The organism is Stenotrophomonas thermophila, from assembly GCF_001499715.1.
Taxonomy (GTDB): Bacteria; Pseudomonadota; Gammaproteobacteria; order Xanthomonadales; family Xanthomonadaceae; genus Stenotrophomonas; species Stenotrophomonas hibiscicola.
Window position 1 is genome coordinate 112,359 of sequence record NZ_CVIW01000012.1, and the last position, 24,161, is coordinate 136,519.

Below are 24,161 nucleotides of genomic sequence, written 5' to 3' on the forward strand. Positions count from 1 at the left end.
TGGTGGCCGGAAAATCCGGCCAGAGATGCGGAAATGTTAAAGCAGGCCAAAATTCTGGCCTGCTGAGACAGACGATTGTAGCAACCTGCCAGGAAAGCAGTCAAACGCCTCCTGTCAAGCCCGCTCCTGATCCCGGAACGTTACTGGGGGGCCTCCATGTACCCCGTTCAGGTTGGCGGGGTGAACCGCGAGGTCCACCCTGCCCTGCGCCGGTAGCCCGGGTGGTCCGGCCTTGCGGCCGGACCGGATGCATCATTCTTCGCCCGAGGCCTGTTCAGCTTCGGCTTCAACCACCGCAGCCTCGACCGCAGCCGGAGTGCCGGCCAGGGTCTGCATTTCCGACTCGGTAAGGCCGGAGGCGCCGCGGCGGCGGTTGCTGTGGTACGCCAGGCCAGTACCGGCCGGAATCAGGCGACCCACGATGACGTTTTCCTTCAGGCCGCGCAGGTTGTCCGAGGTGCCGCGGACGGCCGCTTCGGTCAACACACGGGTGGTTTCCTGGAACGACGCGGCCGAGATGAACGATTCGGTCGCCAGCGAGGCCTTGGTGATACCCAGCAGCACCGGATCGAAACGAGCCGGCAGCTCGTTGCGGGCCGCGAGGCGCGCATTCTCCTCGATAACGCGCTGGCGCTCCACCTGTTCGCCGTTCAGGAACTTGCTGCTGCCCTGGTCGGTGATCTCGACCTTGCGCAGCATCTGGCGGGTGATCACCTCGATGTGCTTGTCGTTGATCTTCACGCCCTGCAGGCGATACACGTCCTGGATTTCCTTCACCAGGTAGGCAGCCAGCGGTTCAACACCCAGCAGGCGCAGGATGTCCTGCGGGCTCGGCTCGCCGTCCACGATGGTTTCACCCTTGGTGACATGCTCGCCTTCGAACACGATGACCTGGCGGTACTTCGGGATCAGCTCTTCGTGCTCCGAACCATCGGTGTCCTTGATGATCAGGCGCTGCTTGCCCTTGGTGTCCTTGCCGAAGCTGATGATGCCCGAACGCTCGGCCAGCACCGCCGGATCCTTCGGCTTGCGGGCTTCGAACAGATCGGCCACGCGCGGCAGACCACCGGTGATGTCGCGGGTCTTCGACGCTTCCTGCGGAATCTTGGCGACCACGTCACCCACGCCGACGGCAGCGCCGTCCTGCAGGTTGACGATCGAGCGCGGCGGCAGCAGGTACTGCGCCGGCAGGTCGGTGCCCGGGATCGACAGGTCATTGCCCTTGGCGTCGACGATGCGCACGATCGGGCGCAGGTCCTTGGCCTGGGTACCACGACGCTTCGGATCGGTGATTTCGCGCGAGGCAAGGCCGGTCAGCTCGTCGGTCTTCTCGATGACGGTGATGCCGTCGACGAAGTCGATGAAGCGGATGAAGCCGGCCACTTCCGACACGATCGGGTGGTTATGCGGATCCCAGTTGGCCACGGTCTGGCCAGCCTTGATCGCATCACCGTCCTTGGACGTGATGGTCGCACCGTACGGCAGCTTGTAACGCTCACGCTCACGACCGTGGGCATCGAGCACCGAGATTTCGCCCGAGCGCGACACCGCCACCAGCGAGCCGTTGGCGTGCTCGACCGACTTGAGGTTGCTGAACTTGACCGAGCCGGTGGTCTTGACGGTGATGTTGTCGACCGCAGCAGCTCGCGACGCCGCACCACCGATGTGGAACGTACGCATGGTCAGCTGGGTACCCGGCTCACCGATGGACTGGGCGGCGATGACGCCGACCGCTTCACCGATGTTGACCAGGTGGCCGCGGGCCAGATCGCGGCCGTAGCAGCGCGAGCAGACACCGAAGGCCGATTCGCAGGAGATGGTCGAGCGGACCTTGATGGTCTGCACGCCGGCATCTTCCAGCTTGGCCACCCAGGCTTCGTCCAGCAGGGTGTTGCGGGTGACGATCGGATCTTCATCGTTGCCCGGCAGGAACACGTCCTCGGCCACCACGCGACCCAGCACGCGGTCCTTCAGCGGCTCGACCACGTCGCCGCCTTCCACGATCGGGGTCATGATCAGGCCTTCGGTGGTACCGCAATCCACCTCGGTGATCACCACGTCCTGCGCGACGTCGACCAGACGACGGGTCAGGTAACCCGAGTTCGCGGTCTTCAGCGCGGTATCGGCCAGACCCTTACGGGCACCGTGGGTGGAGTTGAAGTACTCCTGCACGTTCAGGCCTTCGCGGAAGTTCGCCTTGATGGGCGTCTCGATGATCGAGCCGTCCGGGCGGGCCATCAGGCCGCGCATGCCGGCCAGCTGACGGATCTGCGCCTGCGAACCACGCGCACCGGAGTCGGCCATGATGTACAGCGAGTTCATCGACTTCTGGTCGATGGTCTCACCCTTGGCATTGACCACCTTCTCGGTACCGATGGTGTCCATCATCGCCTTGGCGATGCGCTCGTTGGTGCGCGACCAGATGTCGACCACCTTGTTGTAGCGCTCGCCGGCGGTGACCAGGCCCGACTGGTACTGCTCCTGGATTTCCAGCACTTCGGCTTCGGCCTCGGTGAGGATGCCCTTCTTCTCGTCCGGGATCAGCATGTCGTCGATGCCGATCGAGACGCCGGCACGGGTCGCGTAGGCGAAGCCGGTGTACATCAGCTTGTCAGCAAACACGACCGTGTCCTTCAGGCCCAGCTGGCGGTAGCTGGAGTTGATCAGGCGGCTGATGTTCTTCTTGGTCAGTTCGACATTGGCCAGCGCGAACGGCAGGCCTTCCGGCAGGATTTCAGCCAGCAGGGCGCGACCGATCGTGGTGTCCACGATCGAGGTCTTGTTCTGCTTGTTGCCATCTTCGTCGGTCACCACCTCGGTGATGCGGACCTTGACCTTGGCGTGCAGTTCCACCACGCGGTTGTCGTAGGCGCGCTTGACTTCGGCGATGTTGGCGAAGGCCATGCCCTCGCCCTTCTTGTTCTCCAGCGAGCGGGTCATGTAGTACAGACCCAGCACGACGTCCTGCGACGGCACGATGATCGGCTCGCCGTTGGCCGGCGACAGGATGTTGTTGGTCGACATCATCAGCGCACGCGCTTCCAGCTGGGCTTCCAGCGAGAGCGGCACGTGGACGGCCATCTGGTCACCGTCGAAGTCGGCGTTGAACGCGGTGCAGACCAGCGGGTGCAGCTGGATGGCCTTGCCTTCGATCAGCACCGGCTCGAACGCCTGGATACCCAGACGGTGCAGGGTCGGCGCACGGTTCAGCATCACCGGATGCTCGCGGATGACCTCTTCCAGGATGTCCCAGACTTCGGCTTCTTCGCGCTCGACCAGCTTCTTGGCGGCCTTGATGGTGGTGGCCAGGCCACGACGCTGCAGCTTGGCGAAGACGAACGGCTTGAACAGCTCGAGCGCCATCTTCTTCGGCAGGCCGCACTGGTGCAGGCGCAGGTACGGGCCGACCACGATGACCGAACGGCCCGAGTAGTCGACGCGCTTGCCGAGCAGGTTCTGGCGGAAGCGCCCCTGCTTGCCCTTGATCATGTCGGCCAGCGACTTCAGCGGGCGCTTGTTGGTGCCGGTGATGGCACGGCCACGACGGCCGTTGTCCAGCAGCGCATCGACCGACTCCTGCAGCATGCGCTTTTCATTGCGCACGATGATGTCGGGCGCGCTCAGTTCGAGCAGGCGGCGCAGGCGGTTGTTGCGGTTGATGACGCGGCGGTACAGGTCGTTCAGGTCGGAGGTCGCGAAGCGGCCGCCATCCAGCGGGACCAGCGGACGCAGGTCCGGCGGCAACACCGGCAGCACGGTCATGACCATCCATTCCGGACGGTTGCCCGATTCCAGGAAGGCTTCGATCAGCTTGATGCGCTTGGTGAGGCGCTTGAGCTTGGTTTCCGAACCGGTAGCGGCGATTTCCTCGCGCAGGCGGGTCATTTCCGACTGCAGGTCGATCGTGCGCAGCAGTTCGTACACGGCCTCGGCGCCCATGGCGGCGTCGAAGTCGTCACCGTGCTCCTGGCGGGCCTGCAGGTACTGTTCTTCGGTCAGCAGCTGGCGGCGTTCCAGGGCGGTCAGGCCCGGCTCGGTCACCACGTAGGCTTCGAAGTACAGCACGCGCTCGATGTCGCGCAGGGTCATGTCCAGCATCAGGCCGATGCGCGACGGCAGCGACTTGAGGAACCAGATGTGGGCGACCGGCGACGCCAGGTCGATATGGCCCATGCGCTCGCGGCGCACCTTGGCCAGGGTCACTTCGGTGCCGCACTTTTCGCAGACCACGCCGCGGTGCTTCATGCGCTTGTACTTGCCGCACAGGCACTCGTAGTCCTTCACCGGTCCGAAGATGGCGGCGCAGAACAGGCCGTCGCGTTCCGGCTTGAAGGTGCGGTAGTTGATAGTTTCCGGCTTCTTCACTTCGCCGAAGGACCACGAACGGATCAGGTCCGGCGAGGCCAGCGCGATCTTGATCGCGTCGAAGTCCAGCGTCTGGCGCTGCTGGTTGAAGAGGTTGAGCAGGTCTTTCATGGTGTTCTCCAGAAGGAGGAATGCTGTGTCGATGGGCTTTCAGTTCACTGCCAGCGGCGCGGCGGTGGAGGCCGCCGCGCCGGCATGGATCAGTTGTCTTCCAGTTCCATGTTGATGGCCAGCGAGCGGATTTCCTTCACGAGCACGTTGAAGGATTCCGGCATGCCCGCGACCATCTCGTGCTCACCGTCGACGATGTTCTTGTACATCTGGTTGCGGCCCTGCACGTCGTCGGACTTCACCGTCAGCATTTCCTGCAGGGTGTAGGCCGCGCCGTAGGCTTCCAGCGCCCAGACTTCCATTTCACCGAAGCGCTGGCCGCCGAACTGCGCCTTGCCGCCCAGCGGCTGCTGGGTGACGAGCGAGTACGGGCCGGTCGAACGGGCGTGCATCTTGTCGTCGACCAGGTGGTTCAGCTTCAGGTAGTGCATGTAGCCAACCGTGGTGTGGCGATCGAATGCTTCACCGGTGCGGCCGTCGTACAGCTGGGTCTGGCCACTGCTCGGCAGATCGGCCAGTTCCAGCATGCGCTTGATTTCCGCTTCGGTGGCGCCGTCGAACACCGGAGTGGCCATCGGCACGCCGTCGGTCAGGTTGCGGGCCAGGCGCAGCAGTTCCTCGTCGCTGAACTGCGACAGGTCGACACGGTTGGCCACGTTGGTATCGTCGTGGTTGTAGATGTCGTCCAGGAACTTGCGCAGGTCGGCCACCGCCGCCTGGGCTTCCAGCATCGCCTGGATCTTGCGACCCAGGCCCTTGGCGGCCCAGCCCAGGTGCACTTCCAGGATCTGGCCGATGTTCATGCGCGACGGCACGCCCAGCGGGTTCAGCACGATATCCACGGTTTCGCCCGAGGCCATGTACGGCATGTCCTCGACCGGCACCACGTTGGAGACCACACCCTTGTTGCCGTGGCGGCCGGCCATCTTGTCGCCCGGCTGGATGCGGCGCTTCACGGCCAGGAACACCTTGACCATCTTCAGCACGCCCGGGGCGAGGTCGTCACCGGCGGTGATCTTGCCGCGCTTGTCGGCGAAGCGACGCTCGAATTCCTTCTCGTGCGCCTGGATCTGCTTCTGTGCGCGCTCGATGGCTTCCGAAGCGTCTTCGTCCTTCATGCGCAGGGCGAACCAGTCAGCCTTCTTCAGGCCATCCAGGAACGCGTCGGTGATCACATCACCCTTCTTCAGGCCAGCGCCACCGTTGACCACCTTGCCCACGATCTGCGAACGCAGACGCATGTAGATGGCGGCCTCCAGGATGCGGAACTGGTCGTCGAAGTCCTTCTTGACGCGCTTGATTTCAGACTCTTCGATCTGGCGGGCGCGCTTGTCCTTCTCAATGCCGTCGCGGGTGAAGACCTGCACGTCGATGACGGTGCCGTCCATGCCCGGCGGAACGCGCAGCGAGCTGTCCTTCACGTCCGAAGCCTTCTCGCCGAAGATCGCGCGCAGCAGCTTCTCTTCCGGAGTCAGCTGGCTTTCGCCCTTCGGGGTGACCTTGCCGACCAGGATGTCGCCGGCACGGACTTCCGCACCGATGTACACCACGCCGCTCTCGTCCAGGCGGTTCAGCGCCTGCTCGGAGACGTTCGGGATGTCCGCGGAGATTTCCTCCGGCCCCAGCTTGGTGTCACGCGCGACGCAGGTCAGCTCTTCGATGTGGATCGTGGTGTAACGATCTTCTTCCACCACGCGCTCGGAGAGCAGGATGGAGTCTTCGAAGTTGTAGCCGTTCCACGGCATGAACGCGATCAGCATGTTCTGGCCCAGGGCCAGTTCGCCGATGTCGGTGGACGGACCGTCGGCCAGCACGTCACCGCGGGCGATGACGTCACCCACCTGGACCAGCGGACGCTGGTTGATGCAGGTGTTCTGGTTCGAACGGGTGTACTTGACCAGGTTGTAGATGTCCACGCCCGCGTCGGTGGCGCCAACGATCTCTTCCTCGTTGACCTTGACCACGATGCGGGCTGCGTCGATCTGCACGATCTCGCCACCACGGCGGGCGTTCACGGTCACGCCGGAGTCACGCGCCACGGCGCGCTCGATGCCGGTACCCACCAGCGGCTTCTGCGCACGCAGGGTCGGCACGGCCTGACGCTGCATGTTGGCGCCCATCAGTGCGCGGTTGGCGTCATCGTGCTCCAGGAACGGAACCAGCGCGGCCGCGATCGACACGGTCTGCATCGGCGAGACGTCCATGAAGTGCACTTCCGCCGGCGGCTTCAGCAGCGATTCGCCCTGGAAGCGGCACGGCACGAACTGCTCGGTCAGGGTGCCCTTGGCGTCGGTCAGCGCGTTGGCCTGCGCAATGACGTACTCGTTTTCTTCGATCGCCGACAGGAACTCGACTTCGTCATAGACCTTGCCGTCCACGACCTTTCGGTACGGGGTCTCGAGGAAACCGTACTGGTTGGTGCGGGCGTACACGGCCAGCGAGTTGATCAGGCCAATGTTCGGGCCTTCCGGGGTTTCGATGGTGCAGACGCGGCCGTAATGGGTCGGGTGCACGTCGCGCACTTCGAAGCCGGCGCGCTCGCGGGTCAGGCCGCCCGGGCCCAGGGCCGACACGCGACGCTTGTGCGTCACTTCCGACAGCGGGTTGTTCTGGTCCATGAACTGCGACAGCTGCGAGGAGCCGAAGAACTCCTTGATGGCAGCGGCGACCGGCTTGGCGTTGATCAGCTCCTGAGGGGTCAGGCCTTCCGACTCGGCCATCGACAGGCGCTCCTTGACCGCGCGCTCGACGCGGACCAGGCCCACGCGGAACACGTTCTCGGCCATTTCACCGACCGAACGCACGCGACGGTTGCCCAGGTGATCGATGTCGTCGACCACGCCGCGACCGTTGCGGATCTCGGTAAGGACCTTGATCACGTCGAGGATGTCGGAGCTGTCGCCGTGGGCGGCGACCAGGCGCTTGGACTCTTCGTCGTTGCGCTCACCGAAGTACTTGCTGTCGTACAGCACGGCTTCGCCGGTGGTTTCCTTGCGGCCCACGCGACGGTTGAACTTCATGCGGCCGACCGCGGACAGGTCATAGCGCTCGAAGGTGAAGAACAGGTTGTGGAACAGGTTCTGCGCGGCATCCTTGGTCGGCGGCTCGCCCGGACGCATCATGCGGTAGATCTCGACCAGCGCTTCCAGCTGGGTCTTGGTCGGGTCGATGCGCAGGGTGTTGGACAGGTACGGACCGCGATCCAGGTCGTTCACCCACAGGGTGCCGACCGCGTCCACGCCGGCCTTGCGGAAGGCCTGCAGCTGTTCGTCGGTGATCTCGTCGTTGGCCTGGGCCAGCAGTTCGCCGGTCGAGGCATCGACCACGTCGTGCGACAGGATGCGGCCGACGATGTAGTCGTCCGGCACGGCCAGGGCGGCGATGCCCGAGGCTTCCAGCTGCTTGATGTGGCGCGCGGTGATGCGCTTGCCGGCTTCCACGATGACCTTGTCGCCGTCGGCGAGGTCGAAGCCCAGGGTTTCGCCACGCAGGCGCTCGGGCACCAGCTCCAGCTGGACGCCTTCATCCGGGTTGATGTGGAAGGTGTTGATCTCGAAGAACTCGGCCAGCATCTCTTCGTTGCTGTAACCAAGCGCGCGCAGCAGGATCGACACCGGCAGCTTGCGGCGGCGGTCGATACGGGTGAACAGCGCATCCTTCGGGTCGAACTCGAAGTCCAGCCAGGAACCGCGGTAAGGAATGATGCGGGCGCTGTACAGCAGCTTGCCCGAGCTGTGGGTCTTGCCGCGGTCGTGGTCGAAGAACACGCCCGGCGAGCGGTGCAGCTGCGAGACGATGACGCGCTCGGTACCGTTGACGATGAAGGTGCCGTTCTCGGTCATCAGCGGGATTTCGCCCAGATAGACCTCCTGCTCCTTCACATACTTGATGGCCTTGGTCGACGACTCACGGTCGTAGATCACCAGGCGCACGGTCACGCGCAGCGGGGCGCCGTAGCTCATGCCACGCTGGCGGCACTCACGCTCGTCGAAGACCGGTTCGCCCAGCTTGTAGCCGACGTATTCCAGGGCAGCGTTGCCGCTGTAGCTGGCGATCGGGAAGACCGACTTCAGCGCAGCATGCAGGCCGTGGTCCGTGCGCTTGGCCGGATCGACGTTCTCCTGCAGGAATTCACGATAGGAATCCACCTGGATGGCGAGCAGGAACGGCACTTCGAGAATCGAGCGCTGCTTGCCGAAATCCTTGCGGATACGCTTTTTTTCGGTGAACGAATAGGACGTCATGAGGTCTTCCACCTTGTTGTGCGGATCGTGCGCCCACGATCCGAAGGGAACTTGAAATTGTCAGTTGGAAGTCGCTGGTATTGCCGGCACCAGCACGCCTTCTCCCGCTACTTCCAACTGCCAACTCGTCTGCTTCCACTCCCCCGCTGCCGCGCCATGCGCCGGCCTGCCGGGGTTTGACTGCAGCCCGTGTTGGGCTTTTTTCCTGCATTTGAAAAGGTAGAGTCGACTGTCAGTCGACTTCCTTCACAGCAGTCGACTAACAGTCGACTCTACACCACCGCAACAACGACCAAAGGCCGGGGGCTTACGCCCCCAGCCTTGGCTGCATCGCCGCGAATCGATGACGATGCAAGGTAACTGCTTACTTGACTTCGACAGTCGCGCCAGCAGCTTCCAGGTCCTTCTTCATCTTCTCGGCGTCTTCCTTCGAAGCGCCTTCCTTCAGGACGCCACCGGCTTCGGCCAGGTCCTTCGCTTCCTTCAGGCCCAGGCCGGTGATGGCGCGGACGGCCTTGATGACTTCGACCTTCTTGTCGCCGGCCGACTTCAGGGTGACGGTGAACTCGGTCTGCTCTTCAACAGCAGCGGCCGGGCCAGCGGCGGCAGCCACGGCAACCGGAGCAGCGGCGGAGACGCCGAACTTCTCTTCGATGGCCTTGACCAGCTCCATCACTTCCATCAGGGACTTCTCGGCGATGGCGTCGACGATCTGTTCGTTGGTAAGGGACATGATTAATACCTTTGGATGATTTTCTGGGTTGAGGTTCCGTCAGGAACCACGATAAGTCGAAACTCAGGCGGTCTCGGCGGCCGGCTCGGCAGCGTCGGCAGCGACGTCGCCACCACCCTGCTTCTCGCCAACGGCCTTGATGGCGCGGGCAAACATCGTGACCGGCTCGGTCAGGACGCGGGCCAGCATGGCCAGGGCCTGGTCGCGGGTCGGCAGCGAGGCCAGCACTTCGACGTGGCTTGCCGGGAACACTTCGCCACCGATGGCGACGACCTTAGCCTTCAGCTTGTCGTTGCCCTTGGCGGCTTCCTTGATCAGGCGACCGGCAGCGCCGGGCTCCTCGAGCGAGAACGCGTACAGCAGCGGACCAACCATCTGGTCCTGGGCGACTGCGAACTCGGTGCCTTCAACGGCGCGCGAAGCCAGGGTGTTCTTGACAACCTTCAAGAAAACACCGGTTTCACGAGCCTGCTTGCGCATCGCGGTCATCTGGGCGACCGTGGTGCCAGCGTATTCGGCTGCGATCAAGGAGTGGGCCTTGGCGGCGACGTCTGCCAGCTCGGCGACTACTTCTTGCTTCTGGGACAGATTGAGAGCCATTGCACTCCTCCTATTGAACTCCGCTTACGGCTCCTGCCGTGTGCGGTCCTGTGCGGCATCCGTCCTGGACGCCGGGAACATCGGGATGATGTTCCGGGGGTGGGCCGTTCTAGACCTGGAGTGGGCCAACCTGGGGAAACCCAGACGTGCGTGAACCAGAAAAACTCCAGAAGGGCACCATCTACGCAGGGTGATTCCGGGGAATCGATTAAGCGTTCATGACTGCTCCGGCGGCGACTCCTTGCCAGGTCGAGCTTCCGTGCCCGTCGCCGGTATTGCCACGACCGCGCCTGCGGTCTTTGACGGCTACCGCGGGCGATGCACTGCCAGCGATGCCTTCAAATGTCACGGTCACGGCACCGAAGGTACCGTGACCGCTTGAAACAATTACTTCAGGGTCAGCGACGACTGGTCGACGGTGACGCCCGGGCCCATCGTCGAGCTGACCGAAACCTTCTGCAGGTAGGTGCCCTTGGAGGTGGCCGGCTTGGCCTTGATCAGGTCCAGCAGCAGCGCGGTCAGGTTCGACTTCAGCGCGTCTTCGGCGAAGTCGGCCTTGCCGATGGTGCAGTGGATGATGCCGGCCTTGTCGGTACGGTAACGGACCTGGCCCGACTTGGCGTTCTTCACGGCTTCACCCGGGTTCGGGGAAACGGTGCCGACCTTCGGGTTCGGCATCAGGCCACGCGGGCCCAGCACCGTGCCCAGCTTGCCGACGACGCGCATGGCGTCCGGGGTCGCGATGACGACGTCGTAGTTCAGATCGCCGGCCTGCATCTTCTCGGCCAGATCATCCATGCCGACGGCTTCGGCGCCAGCGGCCAGGGCTTCGTCAGCCTTGGCACCGGCCGGAGCGAACACGGCGACGCGGACCGACTTGCCGGTACCGGCCGGCAGCACGGTGGAGCCACGGACCTGCTGGTCGGACTTCTTCGCATCGACGCCCAGGCGCACAGCGACGTCGATCGACTCGACGAACTTGGCCTTGGTGGCGGTCTTCAGGATGTTGATCGCGTCCTCGAAGGCGTATGCCTTGCCCGGGACGACGGCGGCCTTGATGGCCTTCTCACGCTTGGTCTGTGCCATCTTATTAACCCTCCACCACGAGGCCCATGGAACGGGCAGAGCCAGCGATGGTACGCACGGCGGCGTCCAGATCGGCGGCAGTCAGATCCGGTTCCTTCGCCTTGGCGATCTCTTCCAGCTGCTTACGGGTGACCTTGCCGACCTTCTCGGTGTTCGGGCGCTTGGAGCCCGACGAGATGCCAGCAGCCTTCTTCAGCAGGGTGGTGGCCGGGGTGCTCTTGGTGATGAAGGTGAACGTACGGTCCGAGTAGGCCGTGATGATCACCGGAACCGGCAGGCCCGGCTCGAGCTTCTGCGTGGCAGCGTTGAACGCCTTGCAGAATTCCATGATGTTCAGACCGCGCTGACCCAGCGCAGGGCCGACCGGCGGCGAGGGGTTGGCCTGACCGGCCTTCACCTGCAGCTTGATGTAACCGACAACTTTCTTTGCCATGTGAGTACTCTCCGGGTGCTAGCGCCTTTCGACAACAGGCTCCCCATCGGACCGGGAATCACGCGTCCCGGCATCGCGTTTTGAAATCATGCTGAAGGCCGCCTTGCGGCGGCCTCATCCTGCTGGCTTCCCAGCGGGGAGCCGCGCACTATATCAGGTTTTTTCTTCACATGCCTGAAGTGGCACATAAACGAGAGAAACCGGGCCAGGCCCGGTTTCTGTTCACGAGCCGAGCATGGCTCGACTCTGCAGCTGGATCAGACCGCTTTTTCGACCTGGCCGAACTCGAGTTCGACCGGAGTAGCGCGACCGAAGATCAGCACGGAAACGCGCAGACGGCTCTTCTCGTAGTTGACTTCTTCGACGACGCCATTGAAATCGTTGAACGGGCCATCGGTGACGCGGACCATCTGGCCCGGCTCGAACAGCACCTTCGGACGCGGCTTCTCGACACCTTCCTGAACGCGGTTCAGGATGGCCTCGGCCTCGGAATCGGCGATCGGCAGCGGACGGTCGGCGGTGCCGCCGATGAAGCCCATGACGCGCGGGGTTTCCTTGACCAGATGCCAGCTTTCGTTGTCGATGCGCGGAATACCGGCTTCTTCGTGGGTCTCGATCTGGACCAGCACATAACCCGGGAAGAACTTGCGCTCGGAGCGGCGCTTCTGGCCAGCGCGCATCTCGACCACTTCTTCGGTCGGGACCAGGACATCGCCGAAGCGCTCTTCCATGCCATCACGGACGATGCGATCGCGCAGGGCCTGCGCCACCGACTTCTCGAAGCCCGAATAGGCGTGAACGACGTACCAACGCTTCATGCAATTCTCCTTAGCGGCTCAGGAACAACTGAACCAGCCACTGAATGACGTAATCGAACCCACCCAGCAACAGACTGAGAATGGTTACCACCACCATCACGACCCAGGTCATGCGGATGGCTTCCTGGCGCGTCGGCCAGACCACCTTGCGCAGTTCGAAGCGCGACTCGGAGAGGAATTCGCGGGTGTCGCGCCCCTTGCCGGTCAGCATGAACACGCCGATACCGCCAACCAGACCGACCACAACCGCCAACGCACGCAGCTGACCCGCCCACGCACCCAGCTGGGTGGCGCGACCGGAATCGGCGGAGAACCAGAACCAGACGAACAGACCGGCCAGCACCAGCAGCGATGCGGCGACGTACTTGACGATATCCCCGCCATTGGCGGAGTTGTCCTTGGAGTGTTCGATCTTGCTATTCATCCGGCTGTGTCTGCTTTAGCGGCCCAGGCCGCTGGATAAGGTGGGCAGATGGCACGCCAGGAGGGACTCGAACCCCCAACCTGCGGTTTTGGAGACCGCTGCTCTGCCAATTGAGCTACTGGCGTACGTCTTGAAACTTGCCTTCCCTTAGACGGCGAAGGCGGACCGAGGTTCCCGGCCCGCCATTCGCGTAACCGGCGGCGCTATGCAACCACCGGTACTGCAGGCTTACTCGATGATCTTCGAGACCACGCCGGCGCCGACGGTGCGGCCGCCTTCGCGGATGGCGAAGCGCAGGCCTTCGTCCATCGCCACCGGGTTGATCAGGGTGACGACCATCTTGACGTTGTCACCCGGCATCACCATTTCGACGCCTTCCGGCAGTGCAGCTGCGCCGGTGATGTCGGTGGTGCGGAAGTAGAACTGCGGACGGTAGCCGTTGAAGAACGGGGTGTGACGGCCGCCTTCGTCCTTCGACAGGACGTAGACTTCACCCTCGAACTTGGTGTGCGGCTTGATGGTGCCCGGCTTGGCCAGCACCTGGCCACGCTCGACGTCGTCACGCTTGGTGCCGCGCAGCAGCAGGCCAGCATTGTCGCCTGCCTGACCCTGGTCCAGCAGCTTGCGGAACATTTCAACGCCGGTCACGGTGGTCTTCTGCACCGGACGGATGCCGACGATTTCGATTTCGTCGCCGACCTTGATCACGCCGCGCTCGATACGGCCGGTCACCACGGTGCCGCGGCCCGAGATCGAGAACACGTCTTCCACCGGCATCAGGAACGGCTTGTCGATCGCACGCTCCGGCTCCGGAATCCAGCTGTCCAGGGCATCGACCAGCTTCAGGATGGCCGGCACGCCGATGTCGCTCTGGTCGCCTTCCAGCGCCAGGCGGGCCGAACCGGCGATGATCGGGGTGTCGTCGCCCGGGAAGTCGTACTTGCTCAGCAGCTCACGCACTTCCATCTCGACCAGCTCGAGCAGCTCGGCGTCGTCCACCATGTCGGCCTTGTTCAAGAACACGACGATGTACGGCACGCCGACCTGACGCGACAGCAGGATGTGCTCACGGGTCTGCGGCATCGGGCCGTCAGCGGCCGAGCACACCAGGATCGCGCCGTCCATCTGGGCGGCACCGGTGATCATGTTCTTGACGTAGTCAGCGTGGCCCGGGCAGTCAACGTGGGCGTAGTGACGGATCGGGGATTCGTATTCGACGTGCGCGGTCGAGATCGTGATGCCACGTGCCTTTTCTTCCGGAGCGGCGTCGATCGAGGAGTAGTCCTTGAACTCGCCACCGAAGCGCTCGGCACCGATCTTGGTCAGTGCGGCGGTCAGCGTGGTCTTGCCGTGGTCGACGTGACCGATGGTGCCGACATTGACGTGCGGCTTGGTGCGCTCGAACTTACCCTTGGCCATGGCTGCTTATCTCGAATTCGTCTGAGAGGTGATGCTTGAGATGGTGCTCACGAAAGGAATCGAACCTTCGACCTCTTCCTTACCAAGGAAGTGCTCTACCGACTGAGCTACGTGAGCCGAGTTTTGCATTATGACATGAACTCGATAATATTCAAAGTTCATTCAATGGAGCGGGAGACGGGAATCGAACCCGCACCATCAGCTTGGAAGGCTGAGGTTCTACCATTGAACTACTCCCGCGCCGGGAATGTCACAACGTGAAACTGGTGGAGGGAGGTGGATTCGAACCACCGAAGGCGTAAGCCAGCAGATTTACAGTCTGCCCCCGTTGGCCGCTTGGGTATCCCTCCTTACCACCCCAACCCGTTGCCGCCGAAGCGTTGCGGTGTGTGGTGGTGAGCCGCTTATTCTGCTGATGGGACGGGGGGCTGTCAACGCTTTTTTCCATTTTTTTCACACGCTGTCGCAAACCCATTGATACGCAAGGTTATTGCCCGGGAACCGGCAGGGTCTCGTTGGCGAAAATTGCGACATGAGGGACGCCGTCGCCGCCGATCCAGCCCCGATACATGCCCTGGGTGTTGAACGGCGTGGCCATTTTTCCGTCTGCGCCGAGCACGATCGCACCGCCGTCGCCGCCCATCTGCGGAATCGTCTCGTTGATCACGCCCTTGCCGGCCTGCTCCGGGCTCTGCCCCTGGTAGTGCATGCGCGCACAGATCTCGTGCGCGGCCGCAGTGCGGATGTAGTACTCGCCCCACCCGGTGCCGGACACCGCGCAGCGTGCGTCGGCCCAGGTGCCGGCACCGATGATCGGCGAGTCACCGACCCGGCCGTAGCGCTTGTTGGTCATGCCCCCGGTGGAGGTGCCGGCGGCCAGATGCCCCTGCGCGTCCAATGCGACCGCACCAACGGTACCGAAGTGCTTTGCAGTCTCCAGGTCGGCATGTGCCTGACCACTGGCCTCTTCCTTGAGGGCGCGCTGCAGCTGTTGCCAACGCTTCTCTGTACGGAAGTAGGAGGGATCGACCAGAGGAATGCCCTGCTCGGCCGCGAAGGCTTCGGCGCCCTGCCCGACCATCATCACGTGGCGGGACTTCTGCATCACGGTCTGCGCCAGCAGGATCGGGTTGCGCACCCGCTGCACGCCCGCCACTGCGCCCGCCGCCTGGTTCGCGCCATCCATGACCGCCGCATCCAGCTCGTTGCGGCCGTCGTGGGTGAACACTGCGCCCTTGCCGGCGTTGAAGGTGGGATCGTCCTCCAGCACGGTGATCGCGGCGGTGACTGCGGCCAGCGCGGGGCGCCCCGCCGCCAGTTCCGCATGACCCTTCAGCAGCGCTGCCCGCAGCGCGTCACGTGCGGCCTTTTCCTCGGCCGGCGACAGGTCCTTGCGCTCGACGCCGGCACCGCCGTGGATGACCAGCAGCGGCGAGGCTGCCGGCGCGGCCTGGGCAAGCATGGGCAGGGACAGCAGCATAGACAGCGCCAGGCGCAGTTTCATCGGGTACGTCTCCAGCAGTAACGGGGTTGGATTGCAGGGTGGTGCCGGCCTCTCGCCGGCGGGGGGCGTATCAGGGAAGGTGGGTTGCCGGCGAGCGGCCGGCACTACCGAAGCGTGAACTCAAGCTCGCCATCGCTGACGTCGGCCACGGCCTGATAGTCGGCCTCGGCCTGGATGTCATCCAGGCGCATGCGGCTGCCGCTGGCGATCACGGCCACCGGGACGGCTTGGAAGCGCAACGGCTCACCCTCCACAAGGCGGTCGGCATCGCGACCGGGGCTGACCACCCAGACCTTGCCCTCGCCGTCAGCACTGTAGACCTGTGCCTGGCCATCGGGCTCCACGCACAGGGCGGTGTCCTCGTCGACGCCGATGCCGACGATGTCGGGGTCGCCACTGTCCTGGGCAGCGCGCGCCACGAACACGATCAGGCGACCGAGCCGGTCGCGCTTGTCGAAGTGGGTGTCGGTGACCACGCGCTGCAGGTAGGGCATCTGCAGGAAGCCGCTGTCCATGGTCACCGCGCTGCCCATCGGGTCCGCCAGGGCGCCGGCAGAGGTGATGCTGCCGCCGTCCATCGCGCCGTAGGCATAGCCACCGAGGATGGCGAGCCCCGCACTGGTACCGGCAATCGGCTTGCCAGCGCGCACATGGGCGTTCAGCGCGCGGTTGAGCGCAGTGCCCTTCCAGAAGCGGATGTAGCGCGACTGGTCACCACCGGCAATGAAGATGGCATCAGCTGCGGCAACCACGCGCAGCACGGCCGGATCGTCGGCGCCGCGGCGGCTGTCGAAGACCAGCGTCTGCACTGCGGTGGTACCGCCGATCTCGCGGTACAGGCGGTCCTGCAGCTCATCACTGCCAGAAGCGCGCAGGATCAGCACGCGGCCATTGCCAGCCTGCTTCAGCCACCAGTGGAAGGCCTCCGGCACCCATTCGCCACCGCCCATCAGCATCATGGCCGGTGCGCGCGGACCGGGCCGGGGCGCGTCGAGATCGCCGGCTTCGTAGTAGGCAAAGCCCGGGCCCTGCAGGTCCTGCGCAAGGGCGACCAACGGCACGGCCAAGACCAGCAGCGCCAGCCAGGCGAAGGGGGCAGGCAGGGTCCGATGGAGGCGTCGCATCTTGATCTCCCTGAACAAAATCGACTTGCAAGCGTTTCCACTCTTTGCCAGATAGGGACCCAGTAGTCAAGGACATGAAAAAGGCGTTAAATGCGCGCGCCCGTTCCGGAAATCTGAATGGGGGACAGGGCCCCTCCTCTGCGGGCCGGCTTCATTTCCGAGAATTCCTCATGCGTAGAAAGGCGATGGCGTGGTCGATCCAGCTGGCGTTGATGGGCGTGGCTGCTTCCGCGGCGGCCCAGGCACCGGCTTCCTCCTCGGTTCAACAACTGGATGCGGTGCAGGTCACCGGTTCGCGCATTCCGCGCGCCCAGGTGGAAGGCCCCGCCCCGATCACGGTGATCAACGCCGAACAGATCCGCTCCAGCGGCTTCACCAGCGTGCCGGACGTGCTGCGTGCAATGACCCAGAACGGCGGTGAGACGCAGAGCCAGCAGTCTTCCAGCGGCGCCGACTTCTCGCCGGGCGCCCAGCAGGTGGACCTGCGCGGCCTGGGCCCGAACCACACGCTGGTGCTGGTCAATGGCCGCCGCATCGCCGACTTCCCGATGCCGTTCAAGGGCCGCAGCAACTTCACCGATGTCTCCAACATCCCGCTGGGGATGATCGAGCGCATCGAAGTGCTGACCGGCAGCGCCTCGGCCATCTACGGCTCGGACGCGATCGCCGGCGTGGTCAACTTCATCCTGAAGAAGAAGGCCGACGGCACCACGATCGACATGCGCATGGGCACCACCAGCGAAGGCGGTGGCGAGTCGTTCGACATGAGCCTGGCCAGCGGCTTCAGCCGCGGCAACTTCAACGCCGTGTACAGCGTCGAGCTGCAGTCGCAGACTCCGCTGTGGGCCTATGAGCGCGACATCCAGGATTCGACCCAGGATGCGCCGACTGAGCGTGCGCGTGCCGCTCGTCGCGCCTATCTGCGTACGGACGGTGACGACGCCTACCTGGATCCGGGAACGACCACCTGTGAAGCGCTGGCCGGGCAGAACCAGGGCAGCACCTATCACGCCTACCGTCCACGCTCAGGCTGGTACTGCGGCAGTGACACGTCGATCGGCTACGGCACCATCCTCAGCAAGCGCCGTGGCGCCAACGGGTACGCTTCGCTCAGCTACGACTTCGACAACGGCCAGCAGTGGTTTGCCGATGTGCAGCTGGGCTATCACACGATGTCGCTGATGCGCGACGTCACCAACTGGGGCCACATGGGCGCCGACGGCAATGAGGCGGGCTACTTCAGGAACATGGCCATCGGAGACCCCGATCAACAGATCGAATCCTGGAGCCGCCAGTTTTCGCCCGAGGAGATGGGCGGCCTGCGCAACGGCATGGTACGCAGCACGCAGAAGACCTCCAGCGTGACCACCGGCTTCAAGGGCAATCTGGCCGGCAACTGGGACTACGAAGCGGCGCTGAGCCATTCGCAGTACCAGTCGCGGATCAGCTGGGCGCAGATCATCGCCGCCAAGGCCAATGACCTGTTCCTGGGCCCGCAGCAGGGCGTGGACGACGACGGTTACCCGATCTACAACGCGGACCCGTCGCGGCTGTACCGGCCGCTGACCCGCGCCGAGTACGATTCGATTGCCGCACGCACTACCTATTCGCCCAAGTCGCGCACCGAGACGGCTGCATTCACGCTGACCAATTCCGCACTGTTCGGCCTGCCGGGCGGTGATGCCGGGTTCGCCGCGACCGTGGAAGTGGGCCAGCAGGCCTATGCGCTGAATCCCGATCCGCTGGCCACCCAGTACTACTACTACAGCTGGAAGGATTCGGACGGCCAGGGCTCGCGCAACCGCTGGGCGACCGCCGCCGAGCTGCGCATGCCGCTGCACGAGACGGTCAACCTGAGCGTGGCCGGCCGCTACGACCAGTACCGCTATTCCGGCCACACCATCGGCAAGGCGACCTGGAGCGGCGGTCTGGAATGGCGCCCGATCGACACGCTGCTGGTACGCGGTTCGTATGGCACCGCGTTCCGCGCGCCGGACCTGCACTACGTGTTCGCCGGACCGGGCAACGACGAGACCACCGCCGAAGACCTGTACAGCTGCCGCGCCGATGGCGCTAGCGACTGTTCCGACTACGAGCGCAACCTGATCCGCAGCCGCACCGGCAACCGCCAGCTCGACCCGGAAACCAGCACCTCGTGGAGTGCAGGCTTGGTCTGGTCGCCGGCGATCGGCCTAGACCTGTCGGTGGACTGGTTCGACATCGACATGCGCAAGCAGGTGCAGGACATGGATGTGCGCACCCTCCTGGCCAACGAGGCGAACTGCCGCCGGGGTACTGCCGACATCAATTCGCCGACCTGCGTGGACGCGCTCGACCGCATCACCCGTACCAGCGACGGCCGCCTGTACGGCGTGCGCGTGGCGCCGATCAACGTCGCCCGCGAGTCGACCTCCGGCATCGACGTCGGCCTGCGCTACCGCCTGCAGACCGGTATCGGCGACTTCATCCTCAATGGCACCCACACCTGGGTGAAGAAGCACGATTTCCAGCGCTACCCCGGCGATCCGACCCTGGACCAGTTCGCGGTCAACAGCGGATTCGACATCCCGCGCACCAAGACCAGCCTGAGCGTGACCTGGGAGAAGGACGCGTGGTCGGCCACGATCTACGGTTCGCGCCTGGGCAAGCTGCCGACCTCGGACAACTACGACCAGTCGTTCGACTGGGAAAGCGGTGACAGCCCCTACGTGAAGGCGACCTACCGCTACAACGCCTCGGTGCAGTATCGCTTCGACGACCATTCGCGCCTGTCGCTGTCGGTGGTCAACGTGTTCAACAAGATGCCGCCGAAGGATGCCACCTACACCGCGTATCCGTACTACGACGTGTCCTGGTTCGACAGCGTCGGCCGCACCATCAACCTGCAGTACACCCACAAGTTTGGTGGCAGCGCGTTGTAAGGCACGCCGCACTGCAGAGCGTGGACGACAAGGCCCGCCATTGGCGGGCCTTGCCATTTGCGCTCTGGTAGATGCCCACCTTGGTGGGCACTGTCTCGCCGCGCACCCACCAAGGTGGGCGGCTATCAGAGTGGGCCACCGGGGTTTTCCACACAATGCGTGGAGCGTGATGGGAACTTGATGTGGACAAGTGGGTTCGAGCGTTGCGATGCAGGCATTTCCGGGCGTGGTTATTTTTTATCCACGCCTCCCGTTGTTTTCCACACCACGCGTGGAAAGCGATGGGAACTTGGTGTGGACAAGTGGGTGCGAGCATTGCAGCGCAGGCGTTTCGAAGCGTGGTGAAAATTTATCCAGGTCGCGCGGGCGAGCCCCTTGTAGAGCCGAGCCCACGCTCGGCTCCGGCTGGCATCAGCCGAGCATGGGCTCGGCTCTACATCAGATTCGTCGGTTTTCCACACCTGGCGTGGAAAGCGATGGGAGTTTGCTGTGGACAAGTGCCGGCGAACATCACGCCGCAAGCGATTCGCAGCGTGGTGATTTTTTATCCATATTCAGAAACGCGAACGCCCCGCACGAGGCGGGGCGTCCGGGGCCGATCCGATGCCGCTGGATCAGACGTTGAAGCGGAAGTGCAGGATGTCGCCTTCCTGCACGCGGTATTCCTTGCCTTCCAGGCGCAGGCGACCGGCTTCCTTGGCGCCGGCTTCGCCCTTGTACTTGATGAAGTCGTCATACGCGATGGTTTCGGCGCGGATGAAGCCCTTCTCGAAGTCGGTGTGGATGACGGCGGCGGCCTGCGGAGCGGTAGCGCCCTTGCGCACCGTCCACGCGCGGACTTCCTTCACGCCTGCGGTGAAGTAGGTCTGCAGGCCCAGCAGGCTGTAGGCCGCGTTGATCACGCGGTTCAGGCCCGGCTCGCTCAGGCCCAGGTCGGCCAGGAAGGTATCGCGGTCTTCGTCGTCGAGCTGGGACAGCTCTTCCTCGATCGCGGCCGACACCGGCACCACCTGCGCGCCTTCTGCGGCGGCATGCGCGCGCACAGCTTCCAGGTGCGGGTTGTTCTCGAAACCGTCTTCCAGCACGTTGGCGATGTACATCACCGGCTTCAGGGTCAGCAGGAACAGGTCGCGTACCAGCGCCTTTTCTTCATCATCCAGGCCGACCGAACGACCGGCCTTGCCGTCGGACAGTGCCGCCTGCAGCTTGGCCAGCACCGGCTTGCGCGCCGCTGCGTCCTTGTCGCCGCCCTTGGCTGCACGCTCGGCACGGTTCAGCGCCTTCTCGACGCTGTCCAGGTCGGCCAGCGCCAGCTCGGTATCGATGGTTTCGATGTCCGAGATCGGGTCGACCTTGCCGGCGACGTGCACGATGTCACCGTGCTCGAAGCAGCGCACCACGTGGGTGATGGCATCGACTTCGCGGATGTGCGCCAGGAACTTGTTGCCCAGGCCTTCACCGCTGGCGGCACCGGCGACCAGGCCGGCGATGTCGACGAACTCGACTGCGGTCGGGATGACCTTCTGCGGGTTGATGATGCCCGCCAGCTCGTTCAGGCGCGGGTCCGGCACCGGCACGATGCCGACGTTCGGCTCGATGGTGCAGAACGGGAAGTTCGCCGCGGCGATGCCCGCCTTGGTCAGCGCATTGAACAGGGTCGACTTGCCGACGTTGGGCAGGCCGACGATGCCGCATTTGATACCCATGGGTGACAGCTCTCTGGGGTGAAAGTGATTGGGGAAACAGCGACGTGGGCGCTGCTTTTCCAATCATTCTCCGTACCGACCAACGGTCGGTACCTACCGGCCTGGTTGACTCCGTACCGACCAACGGTCGGTGCCTACCGGTTATTTCGGGGTGTGCAGGCGCTTCATCGCTTCGTTGAAATCGCCCTGCACCGCCAGCGGCAGCACGTCGATCGCATCGTCGATGGCGCGCGCGATCAGCACGTCATCGTCCTTCGACGGGCGGCCGAGCACCCAACCCACCACGCGGTCCTTGTGGCCGGGGTGGCCAATGCCCACGCGCAGGCGATGGAACCTGCCATGGCCGAGCAGGCGGATGGTGTCGCGCAGGCCGTTCTGACCGCCGTGGCCACCGTCGAACTTCAGCCGTGCCGCGCCGGGCGGCAGGTCCAGTTCGTCATGGGCCAGCAGGGTTTCCTCCGGCTCGATCTTCCAGAACCGCTGCGCGGCGGTGACCGACTTGCCGCTGAGGTTCATGAAGGTGGCGGGCTTGAGGAGCCACACCGTCTGCCCGGCGATCTCGACCTTGGCGGTCTCACCGAACAGCTTGCTGTCAACATTCCATCGCGCACCGGCTTTCTCCGCCAGGGCCTCAACGAAATGAAACCCGGCATTGTGCCGGGTCCGGGCGTGTTCCGATCCGGGGTTGCCCAGACCGACGATCAGTCGCAGTCCTGCCATGGTTCCTTCCAGTACGGTGCCTGCCCGCAGGCAGGCACCGTAGCGGTATTACTCGGCGGCGGCCGCTTCTTCGTCGGCCGCGTCGGCCTTGCCGGCCTTGGCGGTGACGATGGCGTCGTCGTGGTCCTTGCCCAGCGCCAGGGCCGGGATTTCCACGCCCTTCGGCAGCTTGATGTCGGACAGGTACACCACGTCACCGGCCTTCAGCTCGCCCAGGTCGACTTCGATCGACTCCGGCAGGTCCTTCGGCAGGCAGGTGATGGTCACTTCCTTCAGTTCGTGGGTGACCACGACGTCGGCAGCCTTGCCGGCCGGCGAGGTGTCTTCGTTGACGAAGTGCAGCGGGACCGAAGCGGTCAGGGCTTCGTTCTCGTTCACGCGCTGGAAGTCCAGGTGCATGATCAGCTGCTTGTACGGGTGGCGCTGCATGTCACGCAGCAGGACCTTCTGCACCTGGCCATCCAGGTTCAGGTCCAGGATCGAGGCATAGAACCACTCGTTCTGCTGGGCCAGCCAGATTTCGTTGTGGTCCAGGCTGATGGCGACCGGCTCGGCGTTGCCGCCGTACACGATGGCCGGGATCACACCGGCGTGACGCAGGCGGCGGCTCGCACCCTTACGCTGCAGTTCACGCTTGGTGACCTTGATTTCATGGGTCTTCGACATTTTCGACTACTCAGGTTGTTGCCGCGCCCTGCGGCGTGGCGGTTGAAGATGCTTCCGCGACCAGAAGCACCCGGGGTATGCCCCCGCCGTCGCCGGCAGGGACGAAAAACTCAGTCGACGTACAGCGAGCTGACCGACTCGCCGAAGGCGATGCGGCGCATCGTTTCGGCCAGCATTTCCGCCACGCTCAGCTGGCGGATCTTGCTGCACACCCGCGCGGCGTCCTTCAGCGGGATGGTGTCGGTCACCACCAGCTCGTCGAGCTGGGAATTGGTGATGTTGTCCACCGCCGGGCCCGACAGCACCGCGTGGGTGCAGTAGGCGGCGACCTTGAGCGCACCGCGCGCCTTCAGGGCAGCGGCAGCGGCGCACAGGGTGCCGGCGGTATCGACGATGTCATCGACCATCACGCAGGTCTTGCCTTCGACGTCACCGATGATGTTCATCACGGTGGAGACGTTGGCACGCGGGCGGCGCTTGTCGATGATCGCCAGGTCGGCGTCATCCAGGCGCTTGGCCACCGCACGGGCGCGGACCACGCCGCCCACGTCCGGCGACACAACGATCAGGTTCTCGGTGCCGTAGGCGCGCCAGATGTCGGCCAGCAGCAGCGGGGACGCATACACGTTGTCCACCGGAATATCGAAGAAACCCTGGATCTGGTCGGCGTGCAGGTCGACGGTCAGCACGCGATCAGCGCCAGCGGTGCTGAACATCTTCGCCGCCAGCTTGGCGGTGATCGGCACGCGCGAGGAACGCATGCGGCGATCCTGGCGCGAGTAGCCGAAGTACGGCACCACGGCGGTCACGCTGGCCACCGATGCGCGCTTGAGCGCGTCGATCAGCACCAGCAGTTCCATCAGGTTTTCCGCGCTCGGCGCACAGGTCGGCTGGATCACGAACACGTCCTGCTTGCGGACGTTCTCTTCGATCTCCACCTGCACTTCACCATCGGAGAAGTGCGAGACCAGCGCCTTGCCCGGGCGAACCCCCAGTTCCTTGCAGATGTTCTGCGCCAGACGTTTGTTGGCGTTGCCGGAAAAGACCAGCAGGTTCGGGGACTCTTGCATCATGATTGTCTCGGGCGGGGACGAGTGGCGGGGATCCGGAGTCGGCAAGGACCCCGATGGACCCTTGCTGCTGACAACACCGCGGTTGTTTCCACGTCCCGCGCGGGCGATGCGCTGGAAGGCGCGGACACAGCCGCTATTGGCAGGGGCGGTAGGATTCGAACCTACGAATGCCAGGATCAAAACCTGGTGCCTTGGGCCTCTTGGCGACGCCCCT

The 24,161-nt window shown here is 64.2% G+C and carries 16 protein-coding genes and 5 tRNA genes; 1 reads left to right on the forward strand and 20 read right to left on the reverse strand.

The features are described from left to right. Positions 1-252 precede the first annotated feature (252 nt). The 15 genes from rpoC to BN1263_RS07330 all read right to left on the reverse strand — a co-directional run bounded on the left by rpoC (position 253) and on the right by BN1263_RS07330 (position 16,861). On the reverse strand, positions 253-4,476 hold the full coding sequence (gene rpoC / locus BN1263_RS07260) for a DNA-directed RNA polymerase subunit beta' (protein ID WP_019662236.1): 4,224 nt from the start codon (positions 4,474-4,476) through the stop codon (positions 253-255). A gap of 89 nt (positions 4,477-4,565) precedes the next feature. After that, a complete protein-coding gene (gene rpoB / locus BN1263_RS07265; protein ID WP_019662235.1) occupies positions 4,566-8,720 on the reverse strand; it encodes a DNA-directed RNA polymerase subunit beta in 4,155 nt (1,384 codons plus the stop codon). Positions 8,721-9,084: 364 nt separating this feature from the next. After that, positions 9,085-9,453 (reverse strand): 50S ribosomal protein L7/L12, encoded by a 369-nt coding sequence (gene rplL, locus BN1263_RS07270; protein ID WP_005408204.1) that lies wholly within the window; start codon positions 9,451-9,453, stop codon positions 9,085-9,087. A gap of 63 nt (positions 9,454-9,516) precedes the next feature. After that, the gene (gene rplJ / locus BN1263_RS07275; protein ID WP_010480377.1) at positions 9,517-10,053 is read right to left on the reverse strand and encodes a 50S ribosomal protein L10; all 537 of its coding nucleotides are present in this window, start codon (positions 10,051-10,053) and stop codon (positions 9,517-9,519) included. Positions 10,054-10,440: 387 nt separating this feature from the next. Next, positions 10,441-11,139 carry a 50S ribosomal protein L1 gene (rplA, locus tag BN1263_RS07280; protein WP_014646045.1) on the reverse strand — a complete coding sequence of 233 codons (699 nt, stop codon included), beginning with the start codon at positions 11,137-11,139 and terminating at the stop codon, positions 10,441-10,443. A gap of 4 nt (positions 11,140-11,143) precedes the next feature. Then, on the reverse strand, positions 11,144-11,572 hold the full coding sequence (gene rplK, locus BN1263_RS07285) for a 50S ribosomal protein L11 (protein WP_004145248.1): 429 nt from the start codon (positions 11,570-11,572) through the stop codon (positions 11,144-11,146). 257 nt (positions 11,573-11,829) lie between these two features. After that, positions 11,830-12,390 (reverse strand): transcription termination/antitermination protein NusG, encoded by a 561-nt coding sequence (nusG, locus tag BN1263_RS07290; RefSeq protein ID WP_004154362.1) that lies wholly within the window; start codon positions 12,388-12,390, stop codon positions 11,830-11,832. Between the two features lie 10 nt (positions 12,391-12,400). Further along, the gene (gene secE, locus BN1263_RS07295) at positions 12,401-12,814 is read right to left on the reverse strand and encodes a preprotein translocase subunit SecE (protein WP_005408202.1); all 414 of its coding nucleotides are present in this window, start codon (positions 12,812-12,814) and stop codon (positions 12,401-12,403) included. 49 nt (positions 12,815-12,863) lie between these two features. Continuing rightward, positions 12,864-12,939 (reverse strand) — tRNA-Trp (locus BN1263_RS07300). A gap of 103 nt (positions 12,940-13,042) precedes the next feature. Next, positions 13,043-14,233: an elongation factor Tu gene (tuf, locus tag BN1263_RS07305; protein ID WP_033835886.1), complete on the reverse strand. Its 1,191-nt coding sequence runs from the start codon at positions 14,231-14,233 to the stop codon at positions 13,043-13,045. Between the two features lie 41 nt (positions 14,234-14,274). Then, positions 14,275-14,350: transfer RNA gene (locus BN1263_RS07310), tRNA-Thr, on the reverse strand. A gap of 49 nt (positions 14,351-14,399) precedes the next feature. Next, positions 14,400-14,473: transfer RNA gene (locus tag BN1263_RS07315), tRNA-Gly, on the reverse strand. Between the two features lie 24 nt (positions 14,474-14,497). Then, a tRNA-Tyr gene (locus tag BN1263_RS07320) sits at positions 14,498-14,583 on the reverse strand. A gap of 137 nt (positions 14,584-14,720) precedes the next feature. Further along, positions 14,721-15,737: an isoaspartyl peptidase/L-asparaginase family protein gene (locus BN1263_RS07325; RefSeq protein ID WP_058980349.1), complete on the reverse strand. Its 1,017-nt coding sequence runs from the start codon at positions 15,735-15,737 to the stop codon at positions 14,721-14,723. A gap of 104 nt (positions 15,738-15,841) precedes the next feature. Next, complete coding sequence (locus tag BN1263_RS07330) at positions 15,842-16,861, reverse strand: cyanophycinase (protein ID WP_058980478.1); 1,020 nt, start codon at positions 16,859-16,861, stop codon at positions 15,842-15,844. A 170-nt stretch (positions 16,862-17,031) separates the two neighbouring features. Here BN1263_RS07330 and BN1263_RS07335 point away from each other — a divergent pair, with 170 nt between their 5' ends. Then, positions 17,032-19,782, forward strand: a complete 2,751-nt coding sequence (locus tag BN1263_RS07335; protein ID WP_058980350.1) for a TonB-dependent receptor plug domain-containing protein — start codon at positions 17,032-17,034, stop codon at positions 19,780-19,782. 614 nt (positions 19,783-20,396) lie between these two features. On the opposite strand, the gene ychF is transcribed toward BN1263_RS07335, so the two are convergent. The 5 genes from ychF to BN1263_RS07360 form a co-directional block, all read right to left on the reverse strand. Next, positions 20,397-21,488 carry a redox-regulated ATPase YchF gene (ychF, locus tag BN1263_RS07340; RefSeq protein ID WP_057502606.1) on the reverse strand — a complete coding sequence of 364 codons (1,092 nt, stop codon included), beginning with the start codon at positions 21,486-21,488 and terminating at the stop codon, positions 20,397-20,399. A gap of 141 nt (positions 21,489-21,629) precedes the next feature. Next, entirely contained in the window at positions 21,630-22,208 is a 579-nt protein-coding gene (gene pth, locus BN1263_RS07345; protein ID WP_058980351.1) for an aminoacyl-tRNA hydrolase, read from the reverse strand. A gap of 48 nt (positions 22,209-22,256) precedes the next feature. After that, positions 22,257-22,874 (reverse strand): 50S ribosomal protein L25/general stress protein Ctc, encoded by a 618-nt coding sequence (locus BN1263_RS07350; RefSeq protein WP_005415401.1) that lies wholly within the window; start codon positions 22,872-22,874, stop codon positions 22,257-22,259. A gap of 110 nt (positions 22,875-22,984) precedes the next feature. Continuing rightward, on the reverse strand, positions 22,985-23,944 hold the full coding sequence (locus BN1263_RS07355) for a ribose-phosphate diphosphokinase (RefSeq protein ID WP_005415400.1): 960 nt from the start codon (positions 23,942-23,944) through the stop codon (positions 22,985-22,987). A gap of 140 nt (positions 23,945-24,084) precedes the next feature. Continuing rightward, a tRNA-Gln gene (locus tag BN1263_RS07360) sits at positions 24,085-24,161 on the reverse strand.

What these genes read in the sequence shown, in the direction of transcription:
- BN1263_RS07325 (WP_058980349.1), bottom strand. Translation starts at nt 15,737, where the DNA reads ATGAAACTGCGCCTGGCGCTGTCTATGCTGCTGTCCCTGCCCATGCTT.
- BN1263_RS07355 (WP_005415400.1), bottom strand. Translation starts at nt 23,944, where the DNA reads ATGCAAGAGTCCCCGAACCTGCTGGTCTTTTCCGGCAACGCCAACAAA.
- BN1263_RS07330 (WP_058980478.1), bottom strand. Translation starts at nt 16,861, where the DNA reads ATGCGACGCCTCCATCGGACCCTGCCTGCCCCCTTCGCCTGGCTGGCG.
- rplK (WP_004145248.1), bottom strand. Translation starts at nt 11,572, where the DNA reads ATGGCAAAGAAAGTTGTCGGTTACATCAAGCTGCAGGTGAAGGCCGGT.
- rpoB (WP_019662235.1), bottom strand. Translation starts at nt 8,720, where the DNA reads ATGACGTCCTATTCGTTCACCGAAAAAAAGCGTATCCGCAAGGATTTC.
- tuf (WP_033835886.1), bottom strand. Translation starts at nt 14,233, where the DNA reads ATGGCCAAGGGTAAGTTCGAGCGCACCAAGCCGCACGTCAATGTCGGC.
- secE (WP_005408202.1), bottom strand. Translation starts at nt 12,814, where the DNA reads ATGAATAGCAAGATCGAACACTCCAAGGACAACTCCGCCAATGGCGGG.
- rplL (WP_005408204.1), bottom strand. Translation starts at nt 9,453, where the DNA reads ATGTCCCTTACCAACGAACAGATCGTCGACGCCATCGCCGAGAAGTCC.
- BN1263_RS07350 (WP_005415401.1), bottom strand. Translation starts at nt 22,874, where the DNA reads ATGTCGAAGACCCATGAAATCAAGGTCACCAAGCGTGAACTGCAGCGT.
- BN1263_RS07335 (WP_058980350.1), top strand. Translation starts at nt 17,032, where the DNA reads ATGCGTAGAAAGGCGATGGCGTGGTCGATCCAGCTGGCGTTGATGGGC.
- rplJ (WP_010480377.1), bottom strand. Translation starts at nt 10,053, where the DNA reads ATGGCTCTCAATCTGTCCCAGAAGCAAGAAGTAGTCGCCGAGCTGGCA.
- ychF (WP_057502606.1), bottom strand. Translation starts at nt 21,488, where the DNA reads ATGGGTATCAAATGCGGCATCGTCGGCCTGCCCAACGTCGGCAAGTCG.
- rpoC (WP_019662236.1), bottom strand. Translation starts at nt 4,476, where the DNA reads ATGAAAGACCTGCTCAACCTCTTCAACCAGCAGCGCCAGACGCTGGAC.
- pth (WP_058980351.1), bottom strand. Translation starts at nt 22,208, where the DNA reads ATGGCAGGACTGCGACTGATCGTCGGTCTGGGCAACCCCGGATCGGAA.
- rplA (WP_014646045.1), bottom strand. Translation starts at nt 11,139, where the DNA reads ATGGCACAGACCAAGCGTGAGAAGGCCATCAAGGCCGCCGTCGTCCCG.
- nusG (WP_004154362.1), bottom strand. Translation starts at nt 12,390, where the DNA reads ATGAAGCGTTGGTACGTCGTTCACGCCTATTCGGGCTTCGAGAAGTCG.